This is a genomic window from Hymenobacter sp. CRA2 (assembly GCF_002007105.1).
Classification (GTDB): domain Bacteria; phylum Bacteroidota; class Bacteroidia; order Cytophagales; family Hymenobacteraceae; genus Solirubrum.
Genome location: NZ_MVBC01000001.1, coordinates 491,000 through 515,200, shown reverse-complemented (window position 1 = coordinate 515,200; position 24,201 = coordinate 491,000). Strand labels below are relative to the sequence as shown.

Here is a 24,201-nt window from a genome sequence, read left to right as displayed (position 1 = left end):
AGCGGTTCGGCTGAGAACCAGGCTACAGCTTGATGGTAATGCTCTGCGGCTCGGTGAAAAAGCGCAGGGCTTCGAGGCCACCTTCGCGCCCCACGCCCGAGCTTTTCATGCCGCCGAAGGGCGTACGCAGGTCGCGGTGCAGCCAGGTGTTCACCCACACAATGCCCGATTGCAGGGCGTGAGCCACGCGGTGGGCCCGGTTCAGGTCGCGCGTCCAGATGGTGGCGGCCAGGCCGTAGTCGGTGCCGTTGGCCCAGCGCAGGGCTTCCTCCTCGGTGTCGAAAGGCGTGAGCGTCACCACCGGGCCGAAGATTTCCTCGCGGTTGACGCGGCAGTCCGGGCCGAGGCCCTCAAACACTGTGGGCTGCAGAAAATACCCGTCGGCGCAACGTCCCTCCAGCTGCACGCGCCGCCCGCCGGCCAGCAACGTGCCGCCTTCCAGGTGGGCCAGCTCGATGTAGCTCAGTACTTTCTGGAGGTGGGCCTCGCTCACTAGCGCACCCTGCCGGCTGCCGGCTGCCTGCGGGTCGCCCACGGTGAGCTGGGCTACGCCGGCCAGGAATTCCGTTTTGAACGCCTCGTAGATGCTGCGCTCCACGAAAATGCGCGAACCGCACAGGCAGATCTGGCCCTGGTTGGCGAAGGAGCTGCGCAGGCTGGTTTGCACGGCTTCGGCCAGGTTGCAGTCGGCAAAAATGATATTGGGGTTTTTGCCGCCTAGCTCCAATGACAATTTCTTGAACATCGGCGCGGCCGTGCGGGCAATATGCTCGCCGGTCTTGGTGCCGCCCGTGAAGCTGATGGCTTTGATGGCCGGGTGCTCCACAATGGCCTGCCCGGCACCCGGCCCCGTGCCGTGTACGATGTTGAGCACGCCCGCCGGTAGCCCCGCCTCGATGCACAACTCGCTGAGCAGGTAGGCCGTGTAGGGCGTGATTTCGGAGGGCTTAGCTACCACGCAGCAGCCCGCTGCCAGGGCCGGCGCAATCTTCCAGGTGAACAGGTACAGCGGCAGGTTCCAGGGCGAAATGCAGCCCACCACGCCCAGCGGGTGGCGCACCGTGTAGTTCAGCGCCACGCCTTCCTGAAAGTGCGTTTCGGACGCAAAATGCTGGGCGGCCGTGCCGAAGAAGGCGAAGTTGCTGGCCGCCCGCGGAATGTCCACCGCCTGCGCCAGGGTCACGGGCTTGCCGTTGTCCTGACTTTCCGCGGCCGCCAGCCGGTCCAGGTCCCGCTCGATCAGCTCCGCGACGCGCACCAGCAGGCGGCCCCGGTCTTCGGCGGGCAGCAAGCGCCAAGCCGGCAGTGCAGCTTCCGCCGCGGCCACGGCCCGCGCTATGTCGTTGGCGTCGGAATCGGGTATGTGGCTGAATACCTGTCCGGTAGCTGGTTCTATGTTAGGCAGGTAGCGCCCGGCGGCCGGAGCCACCAGCTCGCCGCCGATGTAGTTGCGCAAGTGAAGCATGACGCTAAAGCGGGGTAGGTGGGAAACGTAAAGCTAGAAGGCGCTGCCGCTAGTCTGGTTACTGCGGAAGGGGAATACAAGAACCAGAAGATAATTTCAGATAGGAATAAGTGTGATAAGCAGCTGAGAGAATGGGTTTAAGCAAAAATATGCAAATAGCTGCTCGACGCTTGGCCCGTTTAAGTTATATTCGCAAATGCATCTGCAAGTGCTCGGTTTCCCTGACCGAAAGTACGCCGATCTGCCAGGAGGCTTCACGGAGTCTACAGAAACGGATAGCGAATTTTAGGGAAGCCACGCTTCAGTAACGGTCTCGCCTCTTGCATTTTCGACACGCCTCCCAGGTGCCTATGGGTCAGCTTTTACTCCGTCTCTGTTTTTGCTGGGTTTTGCTAGGCAGCTGCTTTGGGCCGTTGTACGGTCAGAATGCGCCCGCCGCGACGCCGCCGCCCTCGTCAGTGTTCATCACTGCTCACCAGGACGACTGGCAGCTGTTTATGGGCAGCCGCGCCTACGACAACGTGCAGCACCAGGCCAAAGTGGTGTTTATCATCATTACGGCGGGCCAGGCCAACGAGCCCGGCGATGCATGGTGGCAGGCCCGGGAGGTGGGCTGCCTGAACTCGGTGCGCACCGCCTGCGGGCAGCAGCAGAATACCAATCTGCCGCCGGCCTGCATCACGACGGTAAACGTGCGCGGGCACCAGCTGGCCGCTTCCTACTTCCGCAACACGGTGGTGTATTTCCTGCGCCTGCCCGATGGAGGCACCAACGGCCAGGGCTTCGCCCGCTGCAACTTCCAGACGTTGCGGAAGTTCCGGGCCGGGCAGTGCAGCACGCTGTCGAGCATCGACGGCGCCACTACCTATTCGTCCTGGAATGATCTGACGAGCACCATTCGCGCCATCGTTCAGCAGGAAATACGCGCCAACAGCCCCCTGTGGGTGCACAGCCCCAATCCCGATGTGCAGCGCAACCCCTACGACCACCCCGACCACGTCACGACCGGCTCCATAACCGACGAGGCCACCCGCAACCTGGAATGCCGCCGGGTGCTGTACATGGGCTACCACAGCTCGCACAAACCCGCCAACCTGAATCCGGTCCAGACGGCCAACCAAACGGCCTTATTCGCGGCTTACTGCCGCGGGCTTACCGAATCGGGGCAGCCCTCGGCCTGGCAGCCCGACCACTTGTGCTGGCTGGGGCGGCAGTACAGCTACCTGCGCCACGAAGCGCAGCAACAGGTAACGGCCGCCAATGCCGCGCAAATGCGCATTGACAGCCTGGCCAACGCCACCAAGCAGCTCACCCTGGCTACGCCGGCGCCCAACCCGTTCGACATGTCCAGCATGCTGGCGTACGAGCTGCCGAAGGCTGGCGCCGTCACGCTGCGCCTCTACGACATGCGCGGGCAGCTGATTCAGACGCTGGTGCAGGCCGAGCAGCGCCCCGGCCACTACGAAGTCTGGCTCGATGTAAATCAGTTTCCGGCCAGCGGCACCTATATCTGCCGCCTGCAGGTGGGGCAGGAGCACCGCGAGCAGCGCGTGCAGATCGTGCGCTAGACTGGCGCCGCGCGGCGTAACTTGCAGCGGCTGTATATCTATTCGTATGCTTGAGTTTTTCCGCCGCAAGCCCAGTGCTTTCGGCCTGACGCTAACAGCGGCGCTGCTTCAGGTGGTGCTGCTGTTTCGTGCTTTCGGGCCCTTGTTCACGGCCCCCGGGCAGTACCTGTTCGTCGAAGAAGCCGACGGGGCCAAGAATTACTACACCTTCCAGGCCTACTTGCAGCAACCCTGGGAGCGGGGCCTGCGCTGGTTCGAAGGCATGAACTACCCTTTCGGGGAGTACATCTTCTACACCGATAACAGCCCCCTGCTGGCCACCGCTGTCAAGCTGTTTTCGCACTACATCTACGACGTGACGCCCTACGGGCTGGACGTGTACCACGGCCTGATTCTTAGCGGCATGGTGCTGAGCACGGTGCTGCTGATGAGCCTGCTACGGCCGCTGGTGCGCTGGTGGGGGCTGGCGCTGGTGTTCAGCGTGCTGCTGCCCTGGCTCAGCCCGCAGCTTTGCCGCCTTACCGGCGGGCACTTCAACCTGGCTCTGAGCTGGGTGGTGCTGCTGGGCATCTGGGGCACGTACCAGCTCTACACCCGCACCGAAGCCGGCCTTTCCATCCGCCAGCCGGTCGTGCTAACGGCCGTGGGGCTGACGCTGGCTGGCTTTATCCATCTGTACTACCTGCCCATTGTGGGCCTGTACACGGGGAGCTTCCTGGCGTGGTGGCTGCTGCGCAGCGGGCGGTGGCGGCAGTGGCGCCTGCTGCTGGCTTCGGCGGCCGTTACGGGGCTGCCGGTGGTCATCTGCTACGCCACGGTGCGCCTGCTCGATGGGTATTTCAAGCTGCGGCTGAGCACGCCCACCGGATTCAACTATGCCCCGTGGCGGCTGGCCCTGCCCGCGCTGGTGCAGGCCTATCCGTACGACAAGGTGCGCTTTCTGGTGGAGCCGGAAACGCCCGTTTCCTACGAATCGAAGATGTACCTCGGGGCCTTCGTGCTCTTCGGCGGATTGCTCTTGCTCGTGGCCGTGCTGAGCCGGCCGGCACGGTGGCGGCAGCGCTGGCACGACTGGCAAAGCACCACCGGCGGCCGCTGGGCCATGCGGGCCTTGGGTGCGGGGGCCGTGGGGCTGTTTGCCGCCATGGGCACGCGCTACGCCATGGGTGGCGACTGGTACTTCAACAACTACCTGAGCGCCTTCGTCTACCTGCAGAAAATCAGCGGCAGCATTGCCCACTTCCGCGCGTTTGCCCGCTTCAACTGGCCGTTTTTCTGGGCCGTGAACCTGGGCGCCGTGCTGGCCCTGGATTATTGGCTGAGCACGAGCCGCCCGTGGTGGCGCTGGGGCGTGGTAGTGGCGCTGGTGCTGCTGGCCTGGCTCGACACGCGCGACACGCTCAAGGCCTACCGCAAGGGGCTGCTGCCGAATACCATGACCAACATCAGCCGCCAGCCCGAACTCACGCAGCTGCTGCAGGCGGTGGATGCGCGTCAGTACCAGGCCATTCTGTCGATTCCTTACTTCCACGTGGGCAGCGAAGACATGGACCTGACCGTGGACGACGACAATCAGCACAGCCTGCGCAGCTACCAGCTGGCGCTGCGGACGGGCCTGCCGCTGATGGCTTCCAAAATGTCGCGCACCGCCCCGGCGCAGGCGCAGGCGCTGGCTTCGTTGTTTGAAGGCAGCGCCCCGGCGCCGGAGCTGCTGGCGAAGCTGCGGGGGCAGTCCATCCTGGTGTTCTATGACGAGGCCGCCTACAACGGCGCCCGCACGCCGGTGGCGCTGCAGACGCACGAGCGGCCGCGCCGCCTGCTGGCCGCCGCCCCTGGTTTTATCAGCCGCAATCAATTGCCTTTGGTCGCCCAGGTAGGCACGCTGCGCTTGTACCGCTGGGACGTGAAGTAAGGCCCAACTGATTTACTGCCAGACCAGGCGCCAGAGGTTGCGGCTTTCGGCCAGCAGCACCTTGGTATTGAGCGGCGAAAGCACCACGCCGGGCTTCAGCGAAACCGGAATGGGCTGAACACGCACGGCCGGCTGCCGCGAGGCCAGCAGCAGCAGCTCCAGGTCGAACAGGTAGCGGTCGGTGGTGGTGCGCAGGAACTGCTCCCGGCCGGTGGCGTCGAAGCCTTTCAGCCCGCACTGGGTATCGTCGATGGGCAGGCGCAGCAGGTGCCGGGTGAAGCGGCGCAGCAGCAGCGACACGCGCCGCCGGGCCGCGGGCACCTGGGCGTAATACGCGGCGTCGCGCACGCCCACGGCCAGGTTGCAGGCACCGGTGCGCAAGGCCGCGTAGAGCGTGGCCATGCTGTATTCCTGGTAAGGAAAGTCGATGTCGGTAAACAGGCACAACGCCTCCTGCACCTGGCTCACGCCGTGGCGCAGGGCATATCCCTTGCCGCAGTTGGTGGGGTAGGAGAGGTAGGTGAACTGCGGTACTTCCCGGCGCAGCAAGTCTATATCGGCCTCGGCAATGCCGCGGCTGGAGCCGTCGTTGACGAGGTACAGGTGCACCTGCGTGCCGTTGGGCAGCTCCTGCCGCAGGCGTTCCATACTCGCCACGACGTTGGCCGCCCAATCGGTGGGCGGATTATAACAGGGCAGCACAAGGGCCAGATCGGCGGGCATGGGTGGGAAGAAGGAACCGCGCGGCGCGGTTGGGGAGGTTGGTGTGAAGAGCCTCGGCAAAGGCTGGCGCTACTGAGCCAGCGGAGCATACCGCTGGCTCAGTAGCGGCCCCAAAGGCCAGAGCGAAAGGTCAAAAATACGCGGTCGAAGCGTTATAGTTGAAACGGCAGCACCTCGTCGGGGCGGGCGGCGGGGCGCGTGCGCTCCAGCACCAGCAGTTGCGCGTCTTCGTAGCGCACGCGGAAGTCGCCGCGGGTACGCAGCATCTCGATGGCCTGCAGGTAGCCGGCGGGCGTCATCGGCCACGGCGACTTATCGGTCTTCAGCAGGGCCACTAGCTGGGCGTCGCGCAGAATGGGGAAGTGGTAAAGCTTGGCGCGGTTGGTCAGCCACGGAGCCAGGTTGGTTTGGGCGCTCAGCGGTACGTCGGCCGGAATCCGGCGCAGGGCGGCGTGCAGGCGCGGCGCGTCGAGGCCCCAGGTCGAGCGGTAGTGCTTGCCCAGCAGGAAGTTGGTGGTTTCGCGCTGATACCATTTGCTTTGGCGCGTGTACAGCGTCGCGACGGTGACGGCCGCGGCCAGCGCCAAGGTGCCGATTAAATACAGCCGTTGCCGCTGCGCATGTAACTGCGCCGCCAGCTCGGCCACAGCCAGGGCCAGCACCGGCGCCAACTCGATGGAGTACTGCCCGTTGATGCCCCACAGGCCGTAGTCGTTGGACAGGAGCTTCTGCGCCAGAATGGGCGCCAGCATCAGGGCGTACCAGGGCCGCAGCAGCGCCGCCACGCCGCCCGAAAGCAGCAGCACGGCCCACAGCTCCAGCTTCACGTAGTTGTAGAACGCCTCGCCGGTGATGTTGAGGAACAGGCTCTGCCAGAGCAGGCTAGGGTGAGTCAGCGTATTCCAGACGGCCGCGGGCAGCGTAGACCCCAGGTGCTGATAGCGCACCACTTGCTGAAACGGGCGGTGCTCCACGTCCAGCGCCGGCATGAGGTACTTCGTGACCACCACGAAGTACAGGGCCGCCAGCACCGCGCCGAGTACCGCACGCCCTGCCACGGCGCCGTGGCGGTAGTGCTTCCAGGCCAGCGCCAACATGATGCAGATGGCCCAAAGCGCCAGGTTTTCCTTGCTGATCAGCAGTAGGCCAAAGGCCAGCGCCGCCGGCAGCCAGCGCCGCCGCTCAAACCAGTACACCAGCCACGGTAAGGCCATGGCGCCCACCACGTTGTCGTGGTAATCGAAACCGAGGGCGGAATAAATGGCCCACAAACTGAAGAAGTAGGCCAGCACCAGGTTGGCCAACCCGGGACGAAGGCCCTGCGCCCGCGCAAAGCAGTACACGCCCCAGCCGCCGAGCAGCAAGGCCCCGATTTGCACCACCAGCATCGTCCAAGAGCCCAGTAGCCAATATAAGGGCGACACCAGGGCCGGAATCAGCGTGAAGTGCGCGAAGAGGAAGTTGGTCGGCGGCGAATCCACCAGCAAGGTGCTGGTGTGCCCGCGCAGGTGGGCGTAGTCGCGCAGGGCGTGGGTGGTGAGGCCCAGATCCAGCGCGGCGGTGCGAAACAGATAGTGGTTGACGAGCGAAACGGCGCTGTAAATCAGCGCGAAGCCGGCAAACAGGCCCGCGCGCCAGCGCAGGGCCCGGCGGTTGTCGGCGGCCGAAACCGGAGTAGGGCGGAGTAGGGTACTCACTAGCCGTTAGCGCAGTTCCCGCTCCGCCGTCGTCGGAATGTTGGTTTCGGAGATGATGTAGAGCGGGCGGTGGCGCACGTTGGCACTCAGGCGGGACAGGTACTCGCCGATGATGCCGACGGCAATCAGCTGCACGCCGCCCAGAAACAGGATGCTCACCATCAGCGAAGCCCAGCCGGGCTGATAGTCGCGGGTGATAAACCGCTCGAACAGGGTGTAGAGCAGCACCAGGAAGGCAATGCCCGACACGGTAAAGCCCATGATGGTAGCGGCCTTCAGCGGCACGTCGGAGAAGGCCGTGATGCCGTCCAGCGCCAGCTTGATCATCTTGCGGTAGGTGTAGCCGGTTTCGCCGCCGGCGCGCTGGGCCCGGTCGTACTCCACGTAGGTCTGCCGGTAGCCGATCCACGAAATCTGCCCGCGCAGAAACTTGTTCTGCTCCGGCATCTGCTTCAGGGCATGCACCACCTTGCGCGAGATGATGCGGAAGTCGCCCGTGTCGACGGGGATGGAAATATTGGTGATGCTGGCCAGGATGCGGTAGAACAGCTTGGCCGTGAAGAGCTTCATGGCGCTTTCGCCCTCGCGGCGGCGGCGCTTGGCGTACACCACCTCGTAGCCGTCCTGCATTTTGCGGTACAGCTCCGGAATCAGCTCCGGCGGGTCCTGCAGGTCGGCATCGATGATGGCCACGGCCTGGCCCGTCGACAGGTCCAGCCCGGCCGTCACGGCAATCTGGTGACCAAAGTTGCGGCTGAAGTCGATGTAGCGCACGTCGTGGTGCGCCGTGGCCAGCTCGTGAATCAGCGCCAGCGACCGGTCGCGCGAACCGTCGTTGATGAAGATGTACTCGCAGCTAACGCCCATCTGATCGATGACGCCGCGCAGGCGGCTGTACAGCGTCGGGATGTTAGCCTCTTCGTTGTAAATGGGAATGATGACGGACAGGTCCACGAGCAGGCAGGGTGAGAGTAGCAAAGCTCCGAAAAAGACGCAAGACTGGCTGCGCCTCAGCGTGCGGTTTTGATGAGCACCGTGGAGCAGGGCGCATCCTCGTAGAGCGGCTCGGTCAGGTACACGCTGTCGAGCTTGGCGCGCATGGCCGGGTTGCACACCACCACCGCGTCGCCGGGCTGAAACTCCTTCACCTGCCAGGGGTAGTAGGTCGTGACCTGGTGGTCGTACTTGAGCATGGCCGCCGACTTGTGAAACTCCATGGCCGCGTTGTAATCGATGCCGGAGAGCAGAGCGTACTTATCCAGCTGCCCGAAGTCCTGCGCCTGCCGGTCGAGGTAGCGGCCGAAGAGCAAGTCGGGGTCGGAGTGGCGGGCGTCGTAGTACTGCTGGGTTTCGGTCAGCACGAACAGGAACGGGCCGATAAGCACCGCCACCAGAAACACGCCCAGCGCCCACGGCATCCGCTCGCTGCCCAGGCGCAGCACCAGCGCCTCGCCCACCAGGGCCACGCCGGCGCCGGCCAGCAGGGCACAGAAGGGGTAAATCGGTGCTTCGTACCAGTAGTACTTGGTGGTAGCCGAGCTGATGACGACCATGAAGCACACCAGAAACAGCACCGTGAGCAGCGCGAAGCGGCGGTAAACGCCCGGCACGCCCTTGTAAAGCAGGGCCACCAGCCCGATGGGCATCCAGTACAGCCAGGGTAGCAGCTCATCGTTGACGAGCATGTTGAGGTACCAGTTCCAGGGCTGCTCGCCGGTGTAGGTCAGGTCGCTGAGCAGGCGGCCGCCCAGCTCGTTTTCGTACACGGCGTGCCAGTAGCCGGGCGCGGCGTACTCGCGGGCCACGTAGTAGGCCGCCACGATGGCTACCGTCGTGCCAAGGGCCGCGTAGGCCTGGCCGCGCTTCATCAGCCACAGCAGCTTGCCGGTGGCAATGGCGTAGAGCAGCAGGCCCGGCAGGCACATGGCGCCGGCTACGCCCTTGGTGAGCACGGCCAAAGCCACGCCGAGGGCGGCCTGCCAGAGCGCGGAGCGCCGGCCGTCTTCGAGGTAGCGGAAAAAGCTGAGCGTGTACCAAGTGGTGAGCAGCACCAGCAGGGTGTCGTAGTCGCCGGTGCGCGAGACGTGCCGGTCGATGTAGCCGCTGGTGGTCAGCAGCACCAGGGCGGCGCACAGGCCCATGAGCGGGGCGTTCAGCACGCGGTTGCAGAACCACACCAGCAGCCAGGCCGTGCCCGCGGCCGCCAGCACCGAGGGCAGGCGCAGGGCCACTTCACCGGGGCCGATGATTTTGAACAGGATAGCCTGAATCCAGATCAGCAGCGGCGGCTTGGTATTCCACAAATCCACGCGGTCGGCGAAGTAGGTCACCAGCCAGTTGCCGTTGCGCAGCATTTCGGCCGCGTTGCAGGCCAGCCGCGACTCGTCCCACATCACCACCGGGTGGGAGGCCATGCGGTCGAGCAGCGAGAAATAGAGCACGGGCGCCAGGGCCAGCAGCGCTACCAGGACTTTGCGGCGGGTCGGCCAGCCCGCGTACAGGGATAGAAGAGGATGCAAGCGAAAATGCAGTTGAGGCGCCGGGAAGATGCGGGCTGAAGCGCCGGGCCAGCGACGCCAAGACCCTGCGGGCCCCGGCTGCTGCCAACGCGGCAAGCCCTCAAAGATAACGGCCGGGCCGGCCAACGCCGCGGCCGGCGGCGGGTAAATGATAGGCCGCAAATGCGTTAGGGGCGGGGAGGCGCCAGCACCGTTTCGCCGCCGCAGGAGGCAAAACCCGGGCAAAGTCAGTAATCTTGTCCTTGCATCCTTATTCCTGGCTACTCCCGCATGGCGCCACTTTCTACTCGTTCCACGGCCTTTTGGCCAGGCCTGACGCTGGCCGCCTTCGCCCTGGAGCTATTGCTGTTCAGTTACTTGCGCAACGTGGCCGGCCCTTATGTCAGCCCGGTGCTGTTCCTGGGCGCCTCGCTGCTCTTTACCTGGGCCGCCTACCGCGCCCTGCGCGCGCAGCCCTACGACCTCGCCGACCGACCCGGCCAGTCCCTGCTCGGGCGCTGGCAGTGGGCGCTGGCTGGGGTGCTGCTGCTGGCCGCGTTTTACCCGCGCCTGCGCGACATCATCAACCAGTACCCGGTGGCGGTGGAAACCTCCGACGTGATTCCGTCCATCGAAATCTACCTGCGGCGCCTGCAAAACGGCGAGACGGTGTACACCCTCATCAAGGACTTCGGCTACGACCTCTCGCCGACCTACCTGCCCATGATGTGGCTGCCCTTCCTGATTCCGGACTCGCTCAACATGGACTACCGCTGGCTGGGCTTCTGGGTGTTTGCCGTGGGCGTGGCGCTGTACGCGCGCCGCCTGGCCGCCACCCGCCCCGACCTGTTCGAAGGCAGCTTCAAGCTGCTGGTGCCCATCCTGGTGGTGCTACCCCTGCTGGCCGGCGATACCCATATCCTGGGCCTTTCCATCGAAAGCCTGGTCATCGGCTACTACTTCATCCTGGTGGCGGGCATCTTCAGTAAGTCGCCGGTGCTGCGAGCCATCGGGCTGGTGCTGTGTTTGTTGTCGCGCTTCTCGCTGGTGTTCTGGGCGCCGTTTTACCTGCTGCTGATTTACCGGCACGAGGGCCGCAAGGCCGCGCTGTGGGTGGCCGCGCTGGTGCTGGTGGGCATCCTCGGGCTGTACGTCATCCCGTTCCTGTCGGCCGACTGGTCGTCCTTCCTCAAGGGGCAGGGCTACTACACGGCCGCTGCGCTGGGCGAGTGGGAGTCGAACCTCAATGAGCAGGGCCTGCCCAACCAGCTGTACCGCGGGCTGGGGCTGGCCGCGCTCTACTACCACTACCTGCCCGGCGAGCTGCTGGACCGCCTGAACGTGCTGCGCCTCTCGCACCTGCTGGCTTCGGTTGGCTCGGTGGCCGTGGTGGTGCTGGTGTACTGGCTGCGCCGCCACCGCCTGCGCCTCGACTACCGCTACCTCGCCCTGCTGGCCCTGAAGCTGAACCTCACCCTGTTCTACGCCTTCATTCAGGTGCCCTACGACAACCTGCTGCTGCTGGTCATCTTCCTTTCGGCCTGGGTGATTCTGTGCCTGCGCCGCCCGGCCGAAACGCCCGCCGCAAACTGAATTTAACCGCTTCACGCTGTTGATTTTCCCCTAATTTTGCCGGGCACAATTATTCTCTGCCTTCACCTTTATGAAAAAACTGCTTTACGCAATGCTCGCGTTTGGCATGGTCGCCTGCGGTAAAAAAGACTCGGAAGTGCCGGCCAACCAATTGACTAGCAACGATTTTGAATCGTTCGAAGGCTGGTTGGGCGACATGAACGTTCCCTCGCTGAACAAGGACAAAGCCCACTCCGGGCGTTGGTCCCTGAAGGTCGGGCCGAACATCGAGTTTGCCATGGGCTACAACATCCTGCTCGGTAAGCTCAGCCCCAGCAAGCTCAAGAAAATCAAAGTGAAGGCCTGGGCTTACCTGCCCAACGGCAAGGCGCAGGCCGTGCTGGTGACGCAGCTCACCCGCCCCGTGGAAGGCAACAAGCAGATGATGTGGGAAGGTCTGGATTTGGCCAAAGACGTCAAAACGTACAACAAGTGGGTGGAAGTGGAGAAAACCATTACCCTGCCCGCCGACGCCAACTACGCCGACAAGCTCAGCATGTACCTGTGGCGCACCAACGAGAACGAGACGGCGTACATCGACGACCTCAGCATCGAAAAAGCCGAATAGGTTCGCCTTACTTACACTGCGGCTCTCCGGGGAACGACGACCGACCCTGGGGAGCCGCTGGTGTACCCGCCCTTTCCGCCGCTAGCCTTATCCCGTTTCGCAGCCTATGATCCGGCGCATCGCCCAGCCTTACTCGCTCATTACCATCCTGGTGCTCTTCGTGCTGATGGTGCAGGCCCGTCTCTGGGCGCCCTACTGGGATACCCACAACGTGGTAGCCATCCTCACCTGGGATGCCATGGGCTACTACCTGTACCTGCCGGCCAAGTTCATTTACAACGACCTCTCGTACCTGCGCTTTATTCCCGACATCATGCGGGAGTACTCGCCCACGGGCAGCTTCTACCAAGCTTTCCAAGTGCCCGGCGGGCCCGAGGGTGCCATGGTGATGAAGTACCCCGTGGGCCTGGCCATTCTGCAGACGCCGTTCTTTTTCCTCGGGCACTGGGCCGCCGGCTGGCTGCACTACCCGCAGGATGGTTTTTCGGCGCCGTACCAGGTAGCCATTGCTTTCGGCGGCATGGTTTACGGGCTGCTGGGGCTGGGCATTCTGCGCCGGGTGCTGTTGCGCTTCTATTCCGACGTCATCACGGCCGTGACGCTGGCCTTGCTGGTGCTCGGCACCAACTACCTGCAGTACGCCGTGTTCGATGCGGCCATGCCGCACACCTACGACTTCACCCTGTACGCCCTGCTCATCTGGGCTACCATTCACTGGCACGAGCGGCCGCGCCGCTGGGTGGCCGCCGCCATCGGCCTGCTGCTGGGCCTGCTCATCCTCACGCGCCCCTCCGAAGCCGTGGCCGTGCTGATTCCGCTGCTCTGGGGCGTGTCGTCGAAGCAGACGGCGCGCGAGAAGCTGCAGCTGGTGCTGCGGCGCTGGCCCGATGTGCTGCTGCTGGGCCTGTTCCTGTTCCTTGGGGTGCTGCCGCAGCTGCTGTACTGGAAGTGGGCTACGGGCTCGTTTATCGTGTACAGCTACCAGGAGCAGACGTTTAGCTTCCTGAAGCCGCACACTTGGCCGGTGCTCTTCAGCTTCCGCAAGGGCTGGCTGATTTACACCCCGCTGATGCTGCTGACCATCGTTGGCATCGGCCTGCTCTGGCGCCGGCACCGGAGCATTGCGCTGTCCGTTACAGCATACTTTATCATCAACCTCTGGGTGGTATCGGCGTGGGACGTGTGGTGGTACGGCGGCAGCATCGGGCAGCGTGCCCTGGTGCAGTCCTACGCTGCCCTGAGCCTGGGCCTGGCCGCCCTGCTGGCCTGGGCCGCCGAACCGCAACGCCGCACCGTGGCCGCCTGGCTGCTGGCTCCGCTCATTGTGCTGCTGGTCGATCTGAACCTATTTCAGCACTGGCAGTACATGTACGGCTACATCCACGCCGAGGAAATGACCAAGCGCTACTACTGGGCCATCTTCAACAAGACCAAGCCCACGCAGGAGGACTTCGCTCTGCTCGACGTGAAAACGCGCATCCGCCAAGTCACCAAGAACTACGAGCGGCGCACCTTGGGCAACCTCGACTTCGAAAACCAGCCCGTTTCCGACAGCACCGGCATCACCAACGAGCGGGGCTTCGAGAGCGGGCAGGCCTTCCGCACCACGCCGCAGCGCCAATACGGCCCAGCTCTGTCGCTGAAGCTCAGCGACGCCGGTCTGCAGCCCGGCCAGTGGGTGCGCGCCTCCTGCCAGGTATACTCCGACTGGGGTGCCTGGGGCAGCAAGCTGGTCATGTCCATCGAGCGGGCCGGCAAGGCCGTGCAGTGGAACGCGGTGAAGCTGCAGAACCCCCTGAGTGTGAGCAAGGCCTGGAACGAGGTGTACTTCGACGTGCCGCTGGCCCCCGAGGTGGAGCCCGGCGACGAACTACGCATCTACGTGCTGAACGAAGGCGGCTCGCCGGCCCTCATCGATAACATCCGCGCCGAGCTGCTTACCCCCACCGACGACGTAGCCGCTCACTAAGCGCGGCCTTACCTGCTGCCCGGCCGGCGCCGGGGCCTGCTTATGAAGTCCATTGCCAGTTTTCTGCTGATCGCGGCCGTAGTGCTCGGCGCCCTCTTCCAGCACCACCGCTGGGATGGCCACGACGTCGTCATCTGGGACGTGGCCGGCTACTACCAGTACCTGACCAGCCACTTCATCTACGACGACGTGGGCGACGGTTCCTACACCGCCGCCGTGCGCCGGCAATACCGCCCCGAGATGGACGGGCGCTACGGCCTGGTGCCCGCCCCCAACGGCCAGCAAGTGATGAAGTACCCCATGGGCATGGCCGTGTTCTACGCCCCGGGCTTTTTCGCCGCCGATGCCTTCACCAAGGCCAAGGGCGAATACCAGCCCGACGGCTACACGGCCGGTTACCAACGCGCCCTGGCCCTGATCGGCGTAGCCTACGCCCTGCTCGGCCTGTGGGTGCTACGCCGCGTGCTGCTGCGCTTCTTCGACGACAGCACTACCGCCCTGGCGCTGCTGGCCATCGGCTTGGCTACTAATTACTTCTGTTACACGGCCTACGAGCCGGCTATGAGCCATGGTACTCTGTTCCTGCTCAACGCCCTGCTGATCTGGACCACGGTGCGCTGGTTCGACACCTTCCGCTGGGGCTACGCCGTGGTCCTGGGCCTGGTGATGGGCCTGATGGTGCTGGTGCGCCCCACCGAGGCCTGGATGGCGCTGGTGCCCGCCCTCTGGGGCCTGACTTCCGCGGAAGCCGTGCGCCAGCGCGTAGCCGCCCTGTGGCAGCACCGAGCGCAGCTGCTGGTGGCCGTGGTTGTTGCCGCTGCCATCGTGAGTGTGCAGCCGCTGTTCTGGCACCAGGTCGGCGGCGCGTGGTTTATCGATTCCTACCCCGGCGAGAAGTTCGACTTCCGCCACCCGCACATCCTCGACGGCTTGTTCAGCCCTCGCAAGGGCTGGCTGGTGTACACGCCCATCATGGCCCTGGCTTTGATTGGTATCCTGCTGCTGCGCCGCCAGGCCAGGGCCGCGCTGCCGGTGCTGCTGCCGCTGCTGCCGCTAGTGCTCTACGTCACGTATTCGTGGTGGGACTGGGGCTACGGCGGCTCGTTCAGCGCCCGGCCGCTCATCAGCCTCTACCCGCTGCTGGCCTTCCCGCTGGCCGCCCTCATCGACCGTTGCCGCCGCTCGCCGTGGCTGCTACACGGCTTTGCCCTGGTGCTGGTGCTCTGCGTGGTACTGAACCTGTACCAGACCTGGCAGTACTACCGCGGCATCCTGCACTGCTGCGATACCACCTGGGCCATGTACAAGGAACATTTCTTCTGGTTTGAGTGGCCGCAGCCGGGTAGCTGAGCGCGGTGCGTTTTAGCTCTGCTGCCGCAGCTTCTTTCAGTACCCGGATTAGCCTTGGGCTGGTCCGCTGAGTTTATATTTTACCATCTGGATATGAACAATTGGCCTATTCTGATTGGAGTTGCCGTGGCGCTGGCTGGCGGCATTTACCTGCTCGCGCAGCCCTTACCTGACAACTGGCGCGACGGGGAGTACCGCCGGCACCTGACGAAAGCGGAGAAAAACACCTTGAAAGCTGGTGGCACCGTCGATAAAGTGCACAAGGCCTATCAAACCGTGTGGCGCGACTACTACGACCAAGGCCCGCTGCGCGTCAGCATGGGGGCCGACGGCAAGTATAAGTTCAGCCCCTACGGCGAATGGAAGCGCCAGACCAACAAGGGACGATTGATGGCTGAGTTTAACCCCAGCGCCGATTACAAAGTCGGTTACTGGCGGGAGTTGTGGGCCGATGGCTCAGTGCAGTTTTACTCCTACACCCTGCCGCAGGTGGTAGCCGGCGACACCATCGACTACACGCGCTCCGTCAACTTTGCCCCCGGCTCCCGCGACACGGCGTACGTGCAGCACCATTTTCATAACAAGCGCACCAACAAGGACGCGAAGCCCAGCTACATTTCCTTCGATACGCAGGGCAAACGGCCGGTGCCAGAAGGCTGGAAACCGCAGTTTTAGCCTCAAACAACACCGCCGGCCCAATGATAGTATTGGGCCGGCGGTGTTGTTTGAGGCTGTTTCTAAGCGTCTCTACGCCCGGAACAGTCCGTATTTCAGGATGCAGTAGATGGCACGGAACCCGTCGCGCCAGCCGATTTTCTTGCCCTCGGCGTAGGTGCGGCCGTAGTAGCTGATGCCCACTTCGTAAATGCGCACGTTGGGCACGCGGGCCACCTTGGCCGTTACCTCCGGCTCGAAGCCGAAGCGCTTTTCTTCCAGCTTCAGGCCCTGAATGATGTCGCGGCGGAACATTTTATAGCAGGTTTCCATGTCCGTCAGGTTCAGATCGGTGAACATGTTGGAGAGGAAGGTGAGCATCTTGTTGCCGATGCTGTGCCAGAAGAACAGGATGCGGTGCGGGTTGCCACCCATGAAGCGCGAGCCGTACACCACGTCGGCAAAGCCCTTCAGAATGGGCTTAAGCAGCAGGTTGTACTCCTCCGGGTCGTACTCCAGGTCGGCGTCCTGAATGATAACGTACTCGCCCGTGGCCTGGCGGATGCCGGTGTGCAGCGCGGCGCCCTTGCCCTGGTTTACCTCGTGGCGCAGCAGGCGCAGCTGCATCTCGGGGAAGCGGGCGGCGTACTGGTTGATGGCTTCACTCGACCCGTCGCGGGAGCAGTCGTCGACGAGGATGATTTCCTTGCCGATGCCGTTGGCCAGCTCCAGCTCGCGCAGCCGGTCCAGGATTTCGTGAATGGTCCGGGCCTCGTTATAAACTGGAATAACGATGGAAAGGGTGGAGAAAGAAGCCAATGGAAGCCGGATAGAACGGGTGAAGGGCTTGGCACACCGCGGCAAGCAAGTGCAAGTTTCGCGCTTTTTTCTCAGGTTATAAACCCCTACAGGCTACCGGTGCGCCCGCCGTCTACCGGCAGGTTGATGCCGTTGATGTAGCTCGCCAGCGGCGAGGCCAGGAATGCCACCGCCGCGGCCACTTCTTCGGCCTCGCCGAAGCGGCCCGCCGGAATCAGCCGGCGCATCTGCGCTTCCAGCTCATCAACGGCCTGTCCGGTGCTGGCCGAGCGGGCCTCCAGCAGGCTGTGGTGGCGCTGGGTGAGCGTGGCGCCGGGCAGCACGTTGTTGACGGTGATGCCGTGCGGGCCCAGCTCGTTGGCCAGCGTTTTGGCCCAGCTGGCCACCGCCCCGCGCGTGGTGTTCGACACGCCCAGGTTGGGCAACGGCTGCTTCACGGAGGTGCTGATGATGTTGATAATGCGCCCGTAGCCAGCAGCTTTCATGCCCGGCACCAGCGCCTGCGCCAGCAAATGGTTGCAGATCAGGTGTTGCTCCAGGGCCGCGCGCAGCTGGTCGATGGAGGCGCTGAGCAACGGGCCGCCGGCCGGGCCGCCGGTGTTGTTGACCAGGATGTGCACGGCCGGGTGCGCCGCCACATACTCCGCGAGTTTGGCCTGCAGCTCATCGGGGCGGCTGAAGTCGGCTACCACGTAGTCGTGCTGTTGGCCGTGCTCGGCGGGCAGGGCCGCGGCAGCTTCCCGCAGGGCATCTTCGTTGCGGGCAATCAGGGTGACGTGGGCCCCGCGGGCGGCCAGCAGCTCGGCCGCGGCCCGGCCGATGCCCTGGGTGCTGCCGCACACCACGGCCCGGCGGTCGGTAAGTTGGTCGGTAAGCATGCCCGAAAGGTAGTCAGGTGTCTGGTAACGCGTGACACGTGTGCCGTCCTGCAATGGGGAAGGGCCTCGCCGCCGGACTATTCGGGCCAGAGCCCACCGGTTCCGCCTGCAGTTTCTAACTTGTCACGAGTTACTTGTTCCGTGTCACCCAACGCCACCCGCCATGCCCGTTACGCGTCCCTTCAACTTCCAGCAGTGGATTGACGAACACCGCCACTTGCTCAAGCCGCCCGTCGGCAACCAACAAGTATTCAAAGGCAACGACGACTTCATCGTGATGGTGGTGGGCGGCCCCAACGCCCGCAAGGACTACCACGTGGACGACAGCGAGGAGTTTTTTTTCCAGCTCGAGGGCGACATCACGCTGAAAATCATTGAGGACGGCAAGCCCGTGGACCTGCCCATCCGCGCCGGCGAGATTTTCCTGCTGCCCGCCGGCGTGCCCCACTCGCCGCAGCGCCCGGCCAACACGGTAGGGCTGGTGGTGGAGCGCTACCGCAAGCCCGGCGAGCTGGACGGCTTTCAGTGGTACTGCGAGAACTGCGGCACCAAGCTGCACGAGGAATTCACCGAAGTCACCGACATCGTGAAGCAGCTGCCCGTCATCATGGGCGCCTTTTGGCAGAGCGAAGAGAAGCGCACCTGCAAGAACTGCGGCACCGTAATGGAAAAACCACAGATGGCAACGGATGAAAAGACAGATAAAAACGGATAAGACCTTTGACGTCTTTCCGTGGGAGATTCAGTGCCTGAAGTCCCTCTGCTTATGATCAACCTGGATGAGTATGACGCGCTGACCCACCAGATTATCGGAGCCGCTATGCGGGTGCAGCGCACCATGAGCAACGGCTTCCCGGAGGTGATTTACCAGCGGGCCCTGTTGATTGAGCTGCAGCGCCTGGGCCTTGCTGCCGAGCGGGAAATCGAGCTGCCCGTGTATTATGCCGGCGAGAAAGTAGGCGCCCGGCGAGCCGATTTTCTTGTGGGCGGCTGCGTGTTGCTCGAGTTGAAAGCAGTCGGGGTGCTGACCCCGGCGCACCACGCGCAGCTGCTGGGCTACCTCGAAGCCTTTCGCATCCCGGTAGGCTTGCTGCTGAACTTTGGAGCTCCACGGTTGGAGTACAAGCGCCTACTAAAAAACATCAGGCAAGACTGAGCCCGCGTGTCCTCCTGAGAGTTTCCGGTTGCAGTTGAGTCTCCAGATTCAGTCTGGGTAAACCCATCCGTTTCATCCGTTAAAAACATCCGTTCCTATCTGTGGTCATCGACATTCACACCCATATCCTGCCCAAAGAGTGGCCCGACCTGCGCGAGCGGTACGGCTACGGCGGCTTCATCCGGCTGGAGCACCACAAGCCCTGCTGCGCCCGCATGATGCAGGACGACAAGTTCTTCCGCGAAATTCAGGACAACTGCTGGGACCCTGACGTGCGCCTGCGCGAGTGCCGCCACTTCGGCGTCGATGTGCAGGTGCTGAGCACGGTGCCGGTCATGTTCAGTTACTGGGCCAAGCCCCACGACGCGCTGGACCTCAGCATGCTGCTCAACGACCACCTGGCCGGTGTGGTGGCCGATTACCCCGACCGGTTCGTGGGCCTGGGCACCATCCCAATGCAGGCGCCTGATCTGGCCATCAAGGAACTGGAGCGCTGCGTAAAGGAGCTGGGCCTGATCGGCGTGCAGATCGGCTCCCACGTCAACGACTGGAACCTCGACGCGCCGGAGCTTTTTGAGGTGTTTGCCGCGGCCGAGGAGCTGGGCGCGGCCGTCTTCGTGCATCCCTGGGACATGATGGCCCAGCAGAAAATGCCCAAGTACTGGCTGCCCTGGCTGGTGGGCATGCCGGCCGAAAGCACCCTGGCGCTCTGCTCGCTCATCTTCGGCGGGGTGCTGGAGCGCCTGCCCAAGCTGCGCGTGGCCGTGGCCCACGGCGGGGGCACCTTTGCCGCCACCATCGGCCGCATCGAGCACGGCTTTCAGGTGCGCCCCGACCTGTGCGCCGTCGACAACCCCGTGAACCCACGCGAGTACCTGGGTAAGTTCTGGGTTGACTCGCTGGTGCACGACCCGATGATGCTCGACTACCTCGTCAAGACCCTCGGCGCCGACAAAATCACGCTGGGCACGGATTATCCGTTCCCGCTCGGCGAGCTGGAGCCTGGTCAGCTCATTCGCTCCATGCCTTACAGCGAAGACGTGAAAGCGCGCATGCTGGGCCAGAACGCGCTGGACTGGATGGGCCCCATGCACGCGCAGGTAGCCCGGCTGATGTCGGGAGCGGTGGCCCAGCGTCCGGTGCTGTAGCGCCGGCGCTGCGGATGCCGGGCCAGCCGTGGAAATGCCGTATTTTGCAGCTGGTTCGTTGAGCCTGGGCCGCAAAGGCCGCTGATTAGCTTGTTTTGCCTGGCCTTAGGGCCTTCTATTCGCTGTATGCTGGAGTATTCTCCCGTTCGCCAATCGGCCTACTACTTTTTACTCTTCGTTCTGCTGGTGCTGCTGGTGCCCCAGGTGGGCCACCCCGGCGACGTGGGCTGCTGGTCGTTCTGGGCCTGCTACATGGCCGAACACGGCTTGGGCAATGTGTACGAAGACCCGGGCAACATCTACAACCCGGTTTACCAGTACATCCTCTGGCTCTACACCCAGTTTACCGGCAACGTCGAGACCATCAAGCACTACATTCATTTTGTGAAGGCCTTTGTGCTGGTATTCGACTTTGCCGGGGCCATCTGGGCCGCCTCGCTGGTAACGGAGCGCACCCGCCGGTTCGAGCTGTCGTTGCTGCTGCTGCTCAACGTGGGCTACCTGTACAACACGCTGATCTGGCAGCAGATCGACGCCATTTATACCTTCTGGGCTTTTGGGGCGGTGGTGCTGGCCGCGCGGCAGAAAGCCGTGTGGAGTGCCCTGCTTTATACCATGGCCCTGAGCACCAAAACGCAGGCCATCATCTTCCTGCCGCCGCTGCTGCTGCTCTGGGCTCCGCTGTGGTGGCAGCGTCCGCGGCGGCTGCTGGAAGCGGTAGGCGCTTCGGCCCTGCTGCTGCTGGCGCTGCTGGTGCCCTTTATCTGGGGTGCCGAGCGCAGCCAGCTGCCGCGCATGATCGAAATGAACTTCGGCGTGGTGGATCTGGTGCCCGTGATATCGGCTAACGCCTTCAACTTCTGGGCCCTGGTCGCTCCCGACGTGGACCTGATGAACACCATGGACTCGGAGCCCTTCCTGGGCTTGACCTACAAGCTGTGGGGGTTGCTGCTGTTCTTCTCCTTCTCGGCCGCCGTGCTCATGCCCCTGCTGGTGCACGCCGTGCGCAGCATTCTGCGGCTGCGCCGCGAAGGCCGCAGCGCAGCCGTGGCCCCGTCGTTGCCGCTGGCGCTGCTCAGCACCGGAATGGTGCCCCTGCTCTTTGCCTTCTTTAACACGCAGATGCACGAGCGGTACTGGCACGCCTGCATCCTGTTTCTGGCGGCCTACGGCTTCCTGACCCGGCGCTACTGGCCCTACGTCGTGGCCTCGGTGGCGTACTTCCTCAACCTGGAGGCCGTGCTGCGCTTCCTGCAGCTGAAGAAATACAGCGTGCTGATTTTTCACCCCGCCTTTGTGGGCGGGCTGTTCGGCATCGTCATCGTGCTCGGGCTGGTGTACTTGTACCGTCCTGTGCGCTGGCGTCGGGAGCCCGCACTGGCCGAAGCCCCGCTGGTGGAGGTAGCCTGAGTGGGCGCTTCGCCGCGGTGCCTATCTTTGCCCGCTATGACGGCTGCCTTCCAGAATACCCGCGACTTCGCCCGCCAACTCGACGCCAAGGACCCGCTGCGCGCTTTCCGTGACCGGTTTCATCTGCCCGCTGGGCCCGATGGGCAGCCGGGCGTGTACTGCTGCGGCAACTCCCTGGGGCTGATGCCCAAAGCGGCCCGCGCTGCCGTCGAGGCCGAGTTCCAGAGCTGGGAGGAGCACGCCGTCGAGGGCCACTTCCACGGCGTAGCGCCCTGGATGCACTACCACGAGCTGCTGACCGACGCCACCGCCCGCCTGGTGGGGGCCAAGCCGGTGGAAGTGGTAGTGATGAACAGCCTCACCGTCAACCTGCACCTGCTGCTCATCAGCTTCTACCGCCCCGCCGGCCGCCGCTACAAAGTGCTGATGGAAGGCGGCGCTTTCCCATCCGACCAATACGCGCTGGAAAGCCAGGTGAAGCTGCACGGCTACGCCCCCGACGACGCCATCGTGGAACTGGTGCCGCGCCTCGGCGAGCATACCCTGCGCACCGCTGATATCGAGGCCAAAATCCAGGAGCTGGGCGAAGAGCTGGCCGTGGTCATTCTCGGCGGCGTCAACTACTACACCGGGCAGGCCTTCGACATGCCGGCCATTACCCGCGCCGGCCACGCCGTGGGCGCCACCGTCGGCTTCGACCTGGCCCACGCCGCCGGCAACCTGCTGCTGCACCTGCACGACTGGGACGTGGACTTCGCCTGCTGGTGCTCCTACAAGTACCTGAACTCTGGGCCCGGCGGCACCTCCGGCGTGTTCGTGCACGAGCGGTTTGCCAACAGCCCCGAGCTGCCGCGCCTGGCCGGCTGGTGGGGCCACGACCCCTCCGACCGCTTCCAGATGAAGAAAGGCTTCCGACCCATGGCCGGTGCCGCCGGCTGGCAACTCTCCAACGCCCAGATTTTCCCCATGGCCATTCACCGCGCCGCCCTGGCCCTCGTCGACGAGGCCGGCGGCATGGAGGCGCTACGCCGCAAAAGCGAGCCGCTGACGGGCTACCTGGAATTTGTGCTGCGCGAGGCCGGATTGCCGGCTGAAGTGCTGGAAATTATCACGCCCACCGACCCCACTCAGCGCGGCTGCCAGCTCTCCTTGCTGGTGCACCGGCAGGGCCGGGCGCTGTTCGATTTTCTGGCTGAGCGCGGCATCATGGCCGACTGGCGCGAGCCGAACGTCATCCGGCTGGCGCCCGTGCCGCTCTACAATTCTTTCGAGGACGTGTGGCGCATTGGGCAGGCCGTGGCGCAGTGGGCCGAAGTTTTGACGCTGGCTTCGGCCAACTAATAGCCGCCCGAGCCGGTTTGTCGTATGATTACGGACGGAAACGCTGGCGGCGTAGTCAGCTCGTTTCCATCCTGTTCGCCTGACTGAAATGGAAGATTACGCGGCCAAAATGGCCGGCAAAACCGACGCGGAGCTGCAACTGTACGTAGACCGCCGCGCCGAATACCGCGAAGAAGCCGTGCTGGCCGCTCTCACGGAGCTGGAGCGGCGCGGCCACGCCGTACCCGACGCGAGCATGCTGCGGGAAAGTCTGCAAGTAGCTGCCCTCCAGGCCGCTGCCCAGGCCCCGCCCGCCCCGCCCACCTGGGCGCGTCCGGCGGAAGCGGCCGCCGTGGAAGAGGAGCCCACCGGCCCCGAGCTGTACTCGCCCGGCACCATTGCCATCTTTTCGATTGTGTTTTCGTGCATGGTGGGCGGAGTGCTGTTGCTGCTGAACTTCCTGCGCCTGCGCCGCTACGGCGGGGCCGCCCTACTCATGGCGCTGGTCATCGGCATGTTCGGGGCACAAATCTGGCTGCCTACGTACCTGGCCAAGCTCAGCGTGGATCCGCGCGCGGCGCTTATCGGCTTCAATCTGCTGATGGCGCTGCTGTACGTGTACGTGCTGTGGCCCTTGTTTATCGGGGCGCAGTCTTACCAGCCCCGCAGCTGGCTTACGCCGCTGCTGGTGATGCTCGGCCTGAGCTTTTTCGGGTTGATGCTGCTGCGAACCGTAATGGGAGCTATGCCTCCCATGCCCTGAGCATGAGCTTGGTAAGCCTGGCCTTGCCACTGGCCGACGTGCAGCTGGACGCTGCTTTCCTGCCCACTCCCACGGCCGCTGCGTTGGGGCAAGAGCTGACCGATACCATTCTTTGGCGGCACGAGCCCATCAAGCTATTTGGGCGCGAGGTGATGCAGCCGCGCCTCACTGCTTGGCACGGCGACGCAGGCGTCGCTTACCGCTATTCCGGCCTGCAATTGCAGCCCGAGCCCTGGACGCCCGCGCTGCAGATGTTGCGTGAACAGGTACAAGCCGCCACCGGCGCTGCTTTCAATAGTGTGCTGCTGAACCTCTACCGCACCGGGCAGGATAGCATGGGCTGGCACGCCGACGACGAGCCAGAATTGGGCCCGCAGCCCGTTATTGCCTCCGTAAGTCTGGGCGCCACCCGCCGCTTCCGGTTACGCCCCCGGCCGGGCAGCGGCCCCGCGCATCCGCCAATTAGCCTCGACCTCGGCAGTGGTAGCCTGCTGCTGATGCAGGGCGACACCCAACGCTACTGGCAACACGCCGTGCCCAAAACCGCCCAGCCCGTAGGCCCGCGCCTGAACCTGACGTTCCGCCGTATCGCCACCGCCTGAATGGCACAAAAAAGGCGGTACCCGCAGGTACCGCCCGTAGCCGGGAGAGTAGGCGGCAACAGCTACTCT

At 64.1% G+C, this 24,201-nt stretch carries 21 protein-coding genes; 14 read left to right on the top strand and 7 right to left on the bottom strand.

All coding sequences use genetic code 11. The annotated features are described in order from the left end of the window. Window positions 1–22: 22 nt before the first annotated feature. A complete protein-coding gene (locus B0919_RS02010; protein WP_078010516.1) occupies window positions 23–1,465 on the bottom strand; it encodes an aldehyde dehydrogenase in 1,443 nt (480 codons plus the stop codon). Between the two features lie 458 nt (window positions 1,466–1,923). On the opposite strand from B0919_RS02010, the gene B0919_RS02005 reads away from it, so the two are divergent. Both B0919_RS02005 and B0919_RS02000 read left to right on the top strand, forming a co-directional pair. Next, window positions 1,924–3,033, top strand: a complete 1,110-nt coding sequence (locus B0919_RS02005; RefSeq protein WP_176132808.1) for a PIG-L family deacetylase — start codon at window positions 1,924–1,926, stop codon at window positions 3,031–3,033. Between the two features lie 46 nt (window positions 3,034–3,079). Further along, window positions 3,080–4,945, top strand: a complete 1,866-nt coding sequence (locus B0919_RS02000; RefSeq protein WP_078010514.1) for a hypothetical protein — start codon at window positions 3,080–3,082, stop codon at window positions 4,943–4,945. Window positions 4,946–4,957: 12 nt separating this feature from the next. Here the strand turns inward: B0919_RS02000 and B0919_RS01995 are convergent, their stop codons facing one another. The 4 genes from B0919_RS01995 to B0919_RS01980 form a co-directional block, all read right to left on the bottom strand. After that, entirely contained in the window at window positions 4,958–5,668 is a 711-nt protein-coding gene (locus tag B0919_RS01995; protein ID WP_078010513.1) for a glycosyltransferase, read from the bottom strand. Window positions 5,669–5,820: 152 nt separating this feature from the next. After that, window positions 5,821–7,365, bottom strand: coding sequence for a DUF2079 domain-containing protein (locus B0919_RS01990; RefSeq protein ID WP_078010512.1), 1,545 nt, complete (start codon window positions 7,363–7,365; stop codon window positions 5,821–5,823). 6 nt (window positions 7,366–7,371) lie between these two features. Continuing rightward, the gene (locus B0919_RS01985; protein WP_078010511.1) at window positions 7,372–8,319 is read right to left on the bottom strand and encodes a glycosyltransferase family 2 protein; all 948 of its coding nucleotides are present in this window, start codon (window positions 8,317–8,319) and stop codon (window positions 7,372–7,374) included. Between the two features lie 56 nt (window positions 8,320–8,375). After that, window positions 8,376–9,884, bottom strand: a complete 1,509-nt coding sequence (locus B0919_RS01980) for an ArnT family glycosyltransferase (RefSeq protein ID WP_078010510.1) — start codon at window positions 9,882–9,884, stop codon at window positions 8,376–8,378. A 270-nt stretch (window positions 9,885–10,154) separates the two neighbouring features. Between B0919_RS01980 and B0919_RS01975 the strand changes: the two genes are divergently transcribed. The 5 genes from B0919_RS01975 to B0919_RS01955 all read left to right on the top strand — a co-directional run bounded on the left by B0919_RS01975 (window position 10,155) and on the right by B0919_RS01955 (window position 16,057). Next, entirely contained in the window at window positions 10,155–11,456 is a 1,302-nt protein-coding gene (locus B0919_RS01975; RefSeq protein WP_078010509.1) for a hypothetical protein, read from the top strand. A 70-nt stretch (window positions 11,457–11,526) separates the two neighbouring features. Beyond that, window positions 11,527–12,063 carry a hypothetical protein gene (locus B0919_RS01970; protein WP_078010508.1) on the top strand — a complete coding sequence of 179 codons (537 nt, stop codon included), beginning with the start codon at window positions 11,527–11,529 and terminating at the stop codon, window positions 12,061–12,063. 106 nt (window positions 12,064–12,169) lie between these two features. Continuing rightward, window positions 12,170–14,032, top strand: coding sequence for a hypothetical protein (locus tag B0919_RS01965; RefSeq protein ID WP_078010507.1), 1,863 nt, complete (start codon window positions 12,170–12,172; stop codon window positions 14,030–14,032). Between the two features lie 42 nt (window positions 14,033–14,074). After that, entirely contained in the window at window positions 14,075–15,382 is a 1,308-nt protein-coding gene (locus B0919_RS01960; protein WP_078010506.1) for a hypothetical protein, read from the top strand. Between the two features lie 93 nt (window positions 15,383–15,475). Then, a complete protein-coding gene (locus tag B0919_RS01955) occupies window positions 15,476–16,057 on the top strand; it encodes a hypothetical protein (protein ID WP_078010505.1) in 582 nt (193 codons plus the stop codon). Window positions 16,058–16,129: 72 nt separating this feature from the next. Here the strand turns inward: B0919_RS01955 and B0919_RS01950 are convergent, their stop codons facing one another. Then, window positions 16,130–16,855, bottom strand: coding sequence for a glycosyltransferase family 2 protein (locus B0919_RS01950; RefSeq protein ID WP_078010504.1), 726 nt, complete (start codon window positions 16,853–16,855; stop codon window positions 16,130–16,132). An 86-nt stretch (window positions 16,856–16,941) separates the two neighbouring features. Continuing rightward, entirely contained in the window at window positions 16,942–17,733 is a 792-nt protein-coding gene (locus B0919_RS01945; protein WP_078010503.1) for an SDR family oxidoreductase, read from the bottom strand. 163 nt (window positions 17,734–17,896) lie between these two features. Here B0919_RS01945 and B0919_RS01940 point away from each other — a divergent pair, with 163 nt between their 5' ends. The 7 genes from B0919_RS01940 to B0919_RS01910 all read left to right on the top strand — a co-directional run bounded on the left by B0919_RS01940 (window position 17,897) and on the right by B0919_RS01910 (window position 24,132). After that, window positions 17,897–18,448, top strand: a complete 552-nt coding sequence (locus tag B0919_RS01940) for a 3-hydroxyanthranilate 3,4-dioxygenase (protein WP_078010502.1) — start codon at window positions 17,897–17,899, stop codon at window positions 18,446–18,448. Between the two features lie 51 nt (window positions 18,449–18,499). After that, window positions 18,500–18,889 (top strand): GxxExxY protein, encoded by a 390-nt coding sequence (locus B0919_RS01935; RefSeq protein ID WP_078010501.1) that lies wholly within the window; start codon window positions 18,500–18,502, stop codon window positions 18,887–18,889. Between the two features lie 101 nt (window positions 18,890–18,990). Continuing rightward, entirely contained in the window at window positions 18,991–20,037 is a 1,047-nt protein-coding gene (locus tag B0919_RS01930) for an amidohydrolase family protein (protein ID WP_078010500.1), read from the top strand. Between the two features lie 126 nt (window positions 20,038–20,163). Beyond that, window positions 20,164–21,447, top strand: coding sequence for a hypothetical protein (locus B0919_RS01925; RefSeq protein WP_078010499.1), 1,284 nt, complete (start codon window positions 20,164–20,166; stop codon window positions 21,445–21,447). A gap of 36 nt (window positions 21,448–21,483) precedes the next feature. After that, complete coding sequence (kynU, locus tag B0919_RS01920; protein WP_078010498.1) at window positions 21,484–22,788, top strand: kynureninase; 1,305 nt, start codon at window positions 21,484–21,486, stop codon at window positions 22,786–22,788. 88 nt (window positions 22,789–22,876) lie between these two features. Continuing rightward, window positions 22,877–23,530 carry a hypothetical protein gene (locus B0919_RS01915; RefSeq protein ID WP_078010497.1) on the top strand — a complete coding sequence of 218 codons (654 nt, stop codon included), beginning with the start codon at window positions 22,877–22,879 and terminating at the stop codon, window positions 23,528–23,530. 2 nt (window positions 23,531–23,532) lie between these two features. Further along, the gene (locus B0919_RS01910; protein WP_078010496.1) at window positions 23,533–24,132 is read left to right on the top strand and encodes an alpha-ketoglutarate-dependent dioxygenase AlkB family protein; all 600 of its coding nucleotides are present in this window, start codon (window positions 23,533–23,535) and stop codon (window positions 24,130–24,132) included. Window positions 24,133–24,201 lie beyond the last annotated feature (69 nt).